Raw genomic sequence first — 10,517 nt, 5'->3', positions numbered from 1 at the left:
GTCATCATCCAACCAGGATTTGAGCGAAAAAACCAGCGGGTTATTCAGCAGCCTGCTAAATCGAATGGCGACAAACGTGTGTTTGCCGCCATAGGGATGAGGGGCTGAGCCCAGTTGCGAAGGCAGGCTAGAGACCCGAGCTGACTATCCTCAGAGCTTTGCAGATTCCCGCGAGTCCGTGCCCGGAAATGGTAGCGGCGTGACGCGCGATTTGACCAGCGCATTCATCTCATCCGAATCTTCTTCAAGTGCGTTCAGTGCCATATCCAGAAAATAGGCGCAGAAGGTCTTACCGTCCTTCTCCGCCTGACGTTTCGTAAAATAAATCATCCGCTTGAGCGACTCTTCAGCCGATTCCTCCAGACAACTGTTCGAAGCGTTCAAGTTTGAAATTTTTGACATCGAGGTACCTATCGTTACCCTTGAAAACAATCTTTCGTCGAACCGTAGTAGAACCGTAACATGAATTTGCGCCGTGAAATTAGCGTGATATGTTCAGCGTCCAGTTCTTTCTGTTTTTAACGAGAAGCCCCGGGGTGTTTTTCGACCCGGCTGGTATGCTGCAATTAGTAACGGTGAAATGAATAAAAATTATAAACTTCATAGCCTTGGGTCGCCCTCGTTTCGGGATGCCGACGGCAATTCAATCCATGTGAAAACGCGCAAGGCGCTTGGTATTCTTGTTTATCTGTTTCGCCGGGGCGGGGCACCGGTTTCCCGCGAGGAACTTGCTGAGGTCTTCTGGAGCGGAGCGCCGCGTGAAAAGGCTTCCCAGTCCCTCAGGCAGGCCCTCAGCCAGTTGAGAAGTCTGGAGCAGGAACTGGGGTGTTCCTGCCTGACGGCAACCCATGCTCATATGGCTGCTGAGCTTGGATCTGTAGGTTGGGACCTCGATGAGGTATCGGTGCTTGTCGAGCGCGAAGACACACAAAGTCTGGAGCGGGCATCCCGCCTGTGGGCTGGCTCCTTCATGCAAGGGTTCGATAATCTCGACCCGGAATTCGCAAGCTGGTTGCTGAAGGAGAGAGAGGCACTTCGCACGGCTTTCGTGACACGGCTTCAGCCCGTCCTTGAAAGCGCGGATGGTGCACATGATGCCGAGCGTTTGGAGGTGGTTGCAAAGCTGATTCTCAGGATTGAATCGGCCAATGAGGCGGCGCATCAGGCATTGATTGGCCTATATCGCGAAACCGGGCGGCCTGAATTGGCCGAGCAACAGATCGAACTCTGCGAACGTGAGCTGCGCGCCTATATTGAGGCGCGGCCGATCATCGGCAAGAGCGCAGTGTTCCCTGGAAGCCATCAGGCGAGATCCGCGGAGGTGCGGGACGGGCAAGGGCCCAAAAGTGCGCTTCCTGCCGATTTTCTTCAGGCCGATGCCGATACGATTCGGCTTCCGAAAATATCGATCGCAACGCTCGCCGCGCGGCCCCGTGGGGTCGGCAAGGCGGATGCGCTCAAGGACGAAATCGTCAATGGACTGTCCTCGTTCCAGTCCTTTGACCTCTATCAGTCCGAATATGAAGATCAGGCAGCAGCATCCGTTGTCACGAAATTCGATGATGGAGAGTTGGGCAGCTACCTGCTGAGGTTCCGGCCGGAGCCGGAACTGAACAAGGTCTATCTTCAGTTCGAGGACAGGCAAACTGGCAAGATCCTGTTCAACGAAGTCGTGGATCTGCGGCAATGGTCGGATGCGGTGGAGGCACAGACAGTTGCCTTCCAGACAGTCAGCCGTGTTCATGCCCATGTGATCGGACGCTTGCGCAATCCGCGGCATGAGGCACCTTTTGCAAAGTGGTGTCAGGTTGAGGCGCTGCTTTGGGAATTCTCGCCCGATGCAGACAGCAAGGCCTTGCAAATCCTGAATGATCTGGAGAGGGGCAACAAGAATTTCTCGATGACCTACGCCGGCAAGTCGTCGATCCAGATGAAGCAGATGCTCTACTATCCAGCAAAGGATTATTGCGGGACGCCACTTCTCGACGAGGCCTTGATGCTGGCTGAAAAGGCCGTAACGCTTGATCCGTGGCAGGCTCTCAATCAGCGAATGTTCGGTTGGGCGCTGATCCTGTCCGGGTCGATTCAAGACGCCGGCAATGCCTTCACCGAGGCGGGGCGTCTTAACAAGATGGACCCGGGAAACCAGATGTCGGTGGCCGAAGGTCTGGCTGCAGTCGGGCGTATCGGGGAAGCGCTGCAGATTGCGGAGAAGGCACTGACAATTTTCAGCTCTGTGCCTCGCATGTACTACGAGTACATGGCCAACATTTATTTCGCTGCAAGCGAATATGACCGGGCCATCGAATATGTGGAGCGGGCGCCGCTGGGAAGCCTGATGGGATTGGCGACACGCGTGTCATCGCTTCTTTGCACCGGGCGCGAGATCGAGGCGAGGTCCATCCTTGAGCTCTACAAGGACAGCTACAAGAAACGTCTTTCGGCGTCCCTGTTCGAGCAGGTCAGCAACAAGACGTGGGATCAGCGCATCAACGTCTTCCAGGATCCGAAGATCCGCCAGAATTTCATGCAGGGAGCCAATATGGTTCGCCGTTCGATTCTGGGGGAATTCTAGAGTCGCGTGGAGATCGTTCAGGACAAACGCGCCTGATCCAGCATGCCGCCGAGTTGTGACAGGTATTGTGCATCCGCCTTTGCCACCTTTTCCGCGTTCAGTCGGAATGGCAAGGTGATCGTGGATGTGTAGTCGCTGGCGTCCACAATCCTGAATTCAAAAAGCTCGACTGCGACATCCGGCAGTCCGATTTCTTTCAGGACAGTCTTTGGGTCCGCCTTGAGCGCGGCTTTCAGGTTTGGATCAACTGCTGCGTTTGCGAGGAGTCTTCCCAAGGCTGCAGCGTTCTTCTGGTAGTGGGGAAAGCGTGCCATAGATTGGCCTCCCGATACTGGGACATTTCAGGTCTGTGGTGACATGAACCGGAGAACTATCCAGAGGAAAAAGCCCCGGCCGTCGCCGGGGCTGGTAACTGGGGGCGTCGCGCCTTATTCCGGCAGGTCGTGATAGACGCATGCGCCAAGTGCAAGACGGCCGAGTTCCTCGAAATAGGCTTCATCGCCAAGGGCAACGCGCGCTTCGTCGACCTTGGCCGGGATGACCAGATGAACCATGTCCGCCGTATCTGCAAGAATTGCCACGTCTTCCGGAAGGCCTGCTTGTGGAAGAGTGGTAGCCGGGTTGGAAGTAAATTCGTCGCGGCGGTGCTCGTTTGAGATGATTGAGGCAAGTTCCAGACCGAGACCTGCAAGTTCAGATGCGCTCGTGTTCGTCATTATATTTTACCCCTAGCAAAAATTATTTTTAGACTTCTGCAGTGACTGGCCGTCGAATGAGAAGTGCCGCCGTTTTTCGACCTGTGTAATAAGTCATGACGCCACCGTTATTTCGATCAGCGGGGGTATTGTTCACTTTATATTTGATGCTAAATCAACTGAATTTAGTGTTTCATCCAACTGTGTAACCTTGGGTTGTTTTCAGGTGTGCAAAAATTATGCAGTGTCGCTCGCGTCAATTCTGGAATCGCTCGCAGAATTTGGAAAAACGAGCGACCCGACAGGCCAACTGAGCGACGCGGACGACTGCCTGTTGAGCGATCTGGAAGCGTGCGGGCTTGTAGCGAGGTCCCCGCAGAATGGTTCGCTAAGTGCCTTGCTACCCAAGGACACGCTGAAATTGTTTTTGCCGCTCTTTGTCGGGGGAGAGTTGAGGATGCGTCCGGTAGCTGTCCCGGACTGTCCGTTGTTTTTCTGTACCGCGATCTGGAAGCGACGACCTCAAACTCCAGCGGCTGGAGAATTGCAAACACGCGCGATCGTCGCAGGTGGGCAGGGACAAACCGCGGTGGAAGCAGCTGTATCCTGTCTTGGTGAATTGGCGGAAAGGCTCAGTTTGCACGCCGCACCGGAAGGAGTGGAGAACAGGGTCTTTGAGCGGTTGTTCGATGTTGAGGATCTGGATGCCGACTTGTTTCTGGGTCTTAGTCAGCGGCAGAAATCCAGCCTATTTCTCCCTGCAACCGGTCATGCATCACGGGAAGCGCGGGCTGGACTCAATCTCAACAGTATGAGCAATCGCAGGGTGGGGCTGGAAGACTGTCGGACTGGTCGGCAAGCTCAGTTGAGTTCCTTTTGTGCCCTGTTCGACGAAGCCATCAGAGCGGGACTGTACGATACCGTCAGCACCTCAGGTGCAGCTGTTCATGCGACGCCGGAGCTGGCATTTTCGAACGCAATTCTGGAAGCCGTCGAGCGGGATGTTTTCTCCCGGCGCTGGTACAACCGCTTGGGGATAACTGAAATAAATCCCGCAAGGGTTGCTTATTATTTGAGCAGTGACACATGGAAGTACCTTCAGTGTCGAAAGCGCCAAGTCACCGTCGCACGGGTTCAGAACGAGTTTGATATCCATGTTGCAGTCGCGGTTTCGACCGCTGAAGATGGTTATGGCGGTGCACTCGGGGTGAGCGCGGGATGGAGCATTCATCAGTCCATTGAGGGCGCCATCATGGAAATGCTGCAGTCCGAGTTCTCACAAAATCTGTCTGTGCGCTCTGCAGCGGGATCTGGTCAAATATCGAAGGCTGTGAGGTTTGGCCGAACCGTTAAACTGCTGGAACATCTGAAGATCGAGAGCGCCGATGCGGATGCCGCCAAACAGTCAGATGTTTTGTATTCACCGAGCCAGCTTCTGGACAGTTTTCACGCCGCAGGCATTGAGCTTTGGCGGTTCGACGCGACCCATCCAGTTCTGAATATTCCCTGTGTGAGAGTGCTCTCACCAGACCTTTGCACCCTGGAGCCGCGTTTTGGAAGGCAACGCCTTTATCCGGAACGAGTGCAGCATGATCCTGACCACATGCTCAAGCATGAAGAGCTCTATCGCAATTGGATCTTTCCCTACTGACCGGGCTGCGGTGCGGTAAGCTGTTGACAGGTCTATCTGATTATTGCTACTTAAAACATGAGAGTAAAACTCCACTTATGGAGCGGCGTTCTCACTGGCGATTGCCGGTGCCCCATCTGGGGTCTCTGGAAACCGACTTGAGGCGGGCTTAGTGCCCGCCTTCTTTTTTATGCCGAAAGCCGAGGAATTGGTTCAGTTGAAGCGCAATGCGTCAGCGTGTGGCTACGACCGGGCGACCGTCTTCCTTGGGCCGTGCCAATGTCAGCGCCCAGAAATTTCGCCATTTTCCGTTGGAGCGCAGTGTTCGCCCGATTCCGACCCGGGTCACATGCGGATTGAGGAGGTTTTTGTTGTGCCCCTCCGATCCCTGCCAACCAGCGAAAGCCGCGTTCAAGTCGGCATAACCGGCTCCAAGGTTTTCCGCAGCGGCGTAGTTCGCGTAACCGGCCTTGTCCAGCCGACTGGATAAGCCAAAGACGGAATGTGCCCACGTGTCCATGCTGTCGCGCTCTGCGATATGGCGCGCCATTTCAACGGAGACATGATTAAGCGTCGCGTCAAGCTGCAACGGGTCCAGACCCCTGTCGGCCCGGTAAGCGTTCAACAGCGAAAGAAGCGCTGTTTGGTCGACCGCCACGACGGTTATCACCGTCTCTTCAACGACTTCCTTCTGGGAGGGAAGGGAGCGGCAGGCCGGGATGAAGGCTGTAAGCATTCCGGCAAGGACCAATGCTGCGAAATATGTCAGTCGCGGCTGTAATTTCATGGCCACGACACTCCTTCATCGGCCTGAACAGGGAACGGGCCCGGGTACATTTCTGCAAAGGCGGTGTGGGTGGCAAGCGCACCGTCGTCCGTCAGCACGTGCAGATAATAGATGGTCGGCTCAAGATGAATATGTGCAGGGGCATCCTTGGCGAAATTCAGCGCCGAATTATGCGCCGTGCTCGGAGCGATGGTGACAAGACTTCCGGCAAAACTCGCGGTAACAGCGCGATGAACATGACCGCACATGATCCGGAGCACATGCGGATGGCGCTGGATAACAGCCCCAAATTCGTCGGCATCCTTTAGGCCAATCGTATCCATGAATTGCATGCCAGTCGCGACCGGTGGGTGATGGACTGCAACGAGAACAGGTCCGCTGGTGTCGGACAATTGTTTGTCGAGCCACTCCAGCTGAACGTCTCCAACACGGCCATAGGGTTTTCCCGGCACCGAACTGTCCAGAGCGACGAGCGTCAGATCGCCAATGCGCACCGAATAATAGAACTTTTCGCGTGCTGCTGCTTGCGGCACATAGTCGAAATCTGCAAATGCCGAGGCGAAACCTGCCGCGCTGTCATGGTTCCCCGGGATGATATAGACGGGCATGGGTAGACGGCCCAAAATCTCCCGCGCCATCCGGTATTCCCTCGGATCATCGTCATTTGCCAGATCACCTGTGACGACGACGGCATCGGGCCGCTGCGGCTGCGCCAAAAGGCCGCGAACAGCCCGTTCAGCCAACATGTTCGTCTCACTGACCCTGAAGCACGCTTGGCCACGAGGTTTCAGATGCAAATCAGATATTTGAGCTATGACCGTCATGAAATGAAACGAATCCCTGCCATTCGATTTTCACAAGCGACGATATCCCAGTGAGCTTCGCCTGCAAGTCAGTGTTTCCCTTTTCCGTCAGCTCATGTAGGACAGGCCGAACGTGATAACCCGAATACGGAACGACGACCCGACATGGCGAACAGCTCGGATCAGGGACTGACAGAACCGACATCGACTTCGGCACAGATGCCGGAGCAGGACAAGCCGCAAGGTGGCGAGGCGACTGCCCCGGCGGTCAAGAAACCTCTTTGGTTGCGCCTGTTTGGCCATGACCTGACTGCGCCGCTCGTCCTCCTGTTTCTGGCATTGGTGTTCTTTGTTCCCGGACAATGGACAGTCCCGCCGCTCGATCGCGATGAACCGCGCTTCACCCAGGCAACGAAGCAGATGCTGGAAACGGGGGACTATGTCGATATCCGCTTCCAGGAAGAGGCACGGCACAAGAAGCCGGTCGGCATCTATTGGCTTCAGTCCGTATCGGCGAAGCTTGTCGGGCAGGGTGCTGAGAGCCCGCTCTGGGTATATCGTCTGCCATCCTTGCTCGGGGCGACACTTGTTGTGCTTGCCGGCTTCTGGATGGCGCGCGCCTTCATGGGGCCTGCCGGCGCCTTGCTGGTCGGCACCTTTCTGGTCGCGGCAGTCATTTTGGGCGTTGAATCGCGTTTGGCTAAAACCGATGCGGTGCTGTTCAGCTCCATTGTCATTGCACAGGGCGCACTTGCCCGGATCTGGCTGCGAGAGGCAAACCACCGCCTGTGGGGGCTGGGTTTTGTGTTCTGGACCGCAATCGCGGTGGGCATTCTGGTCAAGGGGCCGGTCGCGCCCATGGTGGTCGGGCTCACCGTTGCGGGGCTGATGGTGCTGCGGCGCAAGGCTGCGTGGTTCAAGGCCTCCGCGCCGGTGATCGGGTTCCTTTGGCTAATTCTGCTTGTTTCACCGTGGTTTGTGGCGATCTGGATCGCGACCGACGGGACATTCTTTACCGAGGCAATCGGCAAGGATCTTGTAGGCAAGATCGGGCAGGGGCAGGAAAGCCACGGTGCGCCGCCTCTGACCCATATGGCGGCCATGCTCGGCGTGTTCTGGCCATTGCCTGCGTTTCTGGTTCTGTCGCTGCCGGTCATCTGGCAGGAGCGCAAGAGCCCGTTGGTGATCTTTGCTGCAGCATGGTTCCTGCCGTCATGGGTGGTTTTTGAACTGGTTGCGACGAAGCTTCCGCACTACACGATGCCACTGTTGCCGGCTCTGGCGCTGGCAGCTTCCGCTGCCCTGATGGAAGGGGCCGGAACCCGTGCTCCGCGTTGGCTGAGATGGGTTTCAGCAGGTCTTCTCGTCGTGCCAGCTCTCGGCCTTGCAGGCGCAACATTCGGTGGGCCAATTGCTCTTGGGATTTGGCCGTCGCCTCCCGGTGTCGTGATTGCTGCTCTTGGCGCGCTTCTGGCCATTGGGGCTGGCGCGCGGATCGTGTCAGCAGAGCCTCTCAAGGCTGTCACGGTCGCAATCGTTGCATCGGCCTCCATATCCGTTGGTGTTTGGGGTTTCTCCGGACCGGCCCTTTCCCCGATTTGGGTAAGTCCGCGGCTGGTTGCCGCCATTCAGGACATTCCGGGCTGTCCAAATCCGCATGTCGCAACGGCAGGATTTCACGAGCCAAGTTTCATCTTCCTGCAAGGCACCGATACGCGTATTTTGCCTCCGGCCGAAGCTGCCGGTTTTCTTGCCGAAGATTTGCCGGAAAATGCGGATAGCTGCCGCATTGCGGCCATAGAAAGCCGGGAGAAAGACGCGTTTTTGGCGGCTCTCGATGCAAAGAGGCTTGTGCCAGAGCTGGTTGGCGAGGTAGACGGCCTGAACATCAATGGTGGTGATGAGGTTCTGATCGGGCTTTATCGGCTTGGGAAGTCGTCAGGCGAAAACTAAAAGGGTGTCATGGGTAGCAAGAGTTTTGCCGAACGGATCACTGCGGTTGCAGGTCGAATGCGCGCCAATTTTGGCCGGGTTTTGGCGATAATTTCCGGTCGGAAAAAACGCTCTGTCAATTTTGTTGATCCGCTGCGCCCCGGACAGCGCCCGCAGGACCTGCTTGCCATCCTCCTGCTGACTGTCGGGATTGCAGTGGTCACGCTGGACATCCCGACCTACCCTTGGATTCGCTCCTTGCCGGGGGAATATCGCGCGACCTTTGCCGCCTTCACGGACCTTGGCAAGGCTCACTGGATCTTGTGGTCCACCGGTCTTGTCTGCCTCTTTCTTCTGGCTCAACAGGCGAAGAAATTCACGTTCCGCTTGCGCATGGCAACCGGTGCGATCTTCACCTATGCGGGTTTTGTCTTCTATTCCGTAGCGGCCACAGGCATCTTGGCGATCATCTTCAAGTGGTCTCTCGGCCGCGCTCGCCCGAAGCTCTATGAGCAGGTTGGCCCGGTCCATTTTGACTTCATGGCCCTGCATGGTGCCTATACGAGTTTCCCCTCCGGCCATTCAACGACGATCGGCGCTCTTGCCATGGCGCTGTCGCTGATCTTTCCGGCCTATCGCTGGCTGATCGTGGTCATCTGTTTCTGGGTTGCGTTCAGCCGCGTCATGGTCGGCGCGCATTTCCCCAGTGATGTTATCGCCGGAGTGCTGCTCGGGATGACGTTCACGTATTTCACCGGTCGCGCGCTTGCTCGCCGTCGACTGGGCTTCGCCTACAACAAGGACGGAGGCATCGAGCCGATCATGTCGACGCGCTCTGCCAAGGTCTGTATGCGAGCGGTCTGGAATGTGGTGACCGGGCGTCGGCGTGCCACGCGGTTCGAACCGTCCGGTGACAATGGCAAAGTCCCAGCTGCGGGCAAGTCCGATGCAGGTACGCCATGACACGCAGCTATATGGAAATGCTTGCCGAAAACGCTGGCGATCTGGATGTCTCTGTTGTGGTTCCGGCCAAGAACGAGGCTGAAAACCTTCCGATCCTGCTGGACGAGATTTCAGCGGCCCTTGAGGGGCGTGCTTTCGAGGTGCTTGTCATCGATGACGGTTCGACCGATGAAACGGCGGCAGTCTTGCGGAACTATGCATCCCGAAATCCCTGGCTCCGCCCGTTTTCGCATCAGTCGTCCTGTGGCCAGAGCTGCGCTGTGCGCACCGGCCTTCTCAACGCGCGCGGCCAGGTTGTTGCGACGATTGACGGCGACGGAGAGAACAACCCTGCCTACATTCCCCAGCTTCTGGACGCCCTGTCGGCAGCCGGTCCGGCAACGGCTCTTGCCGCCGGTCAGCGCGTTGGCCGCAAGGCAAGTCTTGCAAAACGATTGGCATCAAAGATGGCCAACAGGATCCGTGGTGGCATCCTGAAGGACAATACCCGCGACAGCGGATGTGGCCTCAAGGCGCTGCGGCGCGATGTTTTCCTGCAGTTGCCCTATTTCGACAGCTGGCACCGGTTTTTGCCAGCGCTTGTCATTCGCGAAGGCTATGGCGTCGTTCACATCGATGTGGCAGATCGCAACAGGCGGTTTGGGACATCAAAATACGGCATCTTCGATAGGGCGCTGATAGGTGTGCTGGATCTTGTCGGGGTCTGGTGGCTACGTCGTCGCCGTCGCAACCTGCCTGTCGTCCATCCGATAATGACATCCGGAGGCAGTGCGCCGACCGGAGACACGAAACCAGCGGAATCCGTGAGTACACAATGAATGCGCTTTATGACTGGCTCCACACTGTATTCGTAGAGCAGTTCGATTTCTGGCTGATCCTCGGGTTTTTCGCCCAGGCCATGTTCATGATGCGCTTTGTCGTGCAGTGGGTCGCATCCGAGCGGGTGGGCAGGTCCATCGTGCCGGTGGCCTTCTGGTTCTTCTCGCTTGCTGGTGGCTCACTTCTCCTGATCTACGCCATTCAGCGTCAGGACCCGGTCTTCATCGCAGGCCAGGGTCTTGGGCTTGTCATCTATTTCCGCAATCTCTGGCTGATCTTCCGGGAAAAGAGAAAAGACCCGACAATCTGACGG

Annotated in this window: 11 protein-coding genes; 6 read left to right on the top strand and 5 right to left on the bottom strand. The window is 56.7% G+C overall.

The annotated features are described in order from the left end of the window. Window positions 1-150: 150 nt before the first annotated feature. Window positions 151-402, bottom strand: a complete 252-nt coding sequence (locus F0155_RS18780; protein ID WP_150526095.1) for a hypothetical protein — start codon at window positions 400-402, stop codon at window positions 151-153. Between the two features lie 250 nt (window positions 403-652). On the opposite strand from F0155_RS18780, the gene F0155_RS18775 reads away from it, so the two are divergent. After that, window positions 653-2,575, top strand: a complete 1,923-nt coding sequence (locus F0155_RS18775; RefSeq protein ID WP_161599841.1) for an AfsR/SARP family transcriptional regulator — start codon at window positions 653-655, stop codon at window positions 2,573-2,575. A gap of 17 nt (window positions 2,576-2,592) precedes the next feature. Here the strand turns inward: F0155_RS18775 and F0155_RS18770 are convergent, their stop codons facing one another. Continuing rightward, window positions 2,593-2,889, bottom strand: a complete 297-nt coding sequence (locus F0155_RS18770) for a hypothetical protein (protein ID WP_150526093.1) — start codon at window positions 2,887-2,889, stop codon at window positions 2,593-2,595. Window positions 2,890-3,003: 114 nt separating this feature from the next. Continuing rightward, on the bottom strand, window positions 3,004-3,291 hold the full coding sequence (locus tag F0155_RS18765; protein WP_150526092.1) for a hypothetical protein: 288 nt from the start codon (window positions 3,289-3,291) through the stop codon (window positions 3,004-3,006). 436 nt (window positions 3,292-3,727) lie between these two features. On the opposite strand from F0155_RS18765, the gene F0155_RS18760 reads away from it, so the two are divergent. Then, complete coding sequence (locus F0155_RS18760) at window positions 3,728-4,921, top strand: YcaO-like family protein (protein WP_150526091.1); 1,194 nt, start codon at window positions 3,728-3,730, stop codon at window positions 4,919-4,921. 211 nt (window positions 4,922-5,132) lie between these two features. Here F0155_RS18760 and F0155_RS18755 read toward each other — a convergent pair whose 3' ends face one another. Together F0155_RS18755 and F0155_RS18750 are read right to left on the bottom strand one after the other, a co-directional pair. Further along, window positions 5,133-5,687: a CAP domain-containing protein gene (locus tag F0155_RS18755; protein ID WP_150526090.1), complete on the bottom strand. Its 555-nt coding sequence runs from the start codon at window positions 5,685-5,687 to the stop codon at window positions 5,133-5,135. Then, window positions 5,684-6,511, bottom strand: a complete 828-nt coding sequence (locus F0155_RS18750) for a phosphodiesterase (protein WP_150526089.1) — start codon at window positions 6,509-6,511, stop codon at window positions 5,684-5,686. Before F0155_RS18750 ends, F0155_RS18755 begins: the two co-directional genes overlap by 4 nt. A 144-nt stretch (window positions 6,512-6,655) precedes the next feature. Here F0155_RS18750 and F0155_RS18745 point away from each other — a divergent pair, with 144 nt between their 5' ends. From F0155_RS18745 to F0155_RS18730, 4 genes are read left to right on the top strand one after another with little or no spacing between them, the layout of a single operon-like run. Next, window positions 6,656-8,443, top strand: coding sequence for an ArnT family glycosyltransferase (locus tag F0155_RS18745; RefSeq protein WP_208999362.1), 1,788 nt, complete (start codon window positions 6,656-6,658; stop codon window positions 8,441-8,443). A 9-nt stretch (window positions 8,444-8,452) separates the two neighbouring features. Continuing rightward, a complete protein-coding gene (locus F0155_RS18740) occupies window positions 8,453-9,385 on the top strand; it encodes a phosphatase PAP2 family protein (RefSeq protein ID WP_150526088.1) in 933 nt (310 codons plus the stop codon). Next, complete coding sequence (locus F0155_RS18735) at window positions 9,382-10,203, top strand: glycosyltransferase family 2 protein (RefSeq protein WP_150526087.1); 822 nt, start codon at window positions 9,382-9,384, stop codon at window positions 10,201-10,203. Before F0155_RS18740 ends, F0155_RS18735 begins: the two co-directional genes overlap by 4 nt. Beyond that, window positions 10,200-10,514 (top strand): lipid-A-disaccharide synthase N-terminal domain-containing protein, encoded by a 315-nt coding sequence (locus F0155_RS18730; protein WP_150526086.1) that lies wholly within the window; start codon window positions 10,200-10,202, stop codon window positions 10,512-10,514. The genes F0155_RS18735 and F0155_RS18730 overlap by 4 nt, the downstream gene beginning before the upstream one ends. The last annotated feature ends 3 nt before the right edge of the window (window positions 10,515-10,517 follow it).

It is taken from the genome of Roseibium sediminis (genome assembly GCF_008711325.1).
GTDB lineage: Bacteria > Pseudomonadota > Alphaproteobacteria > Rhizobiales > Stappiaceae > Roseibium > Roseibium sediminis.
Note: the sequence above shows the minus strand (reverse complement) of the source record. Positions and strands in the feature narration are given on the sequence as shown.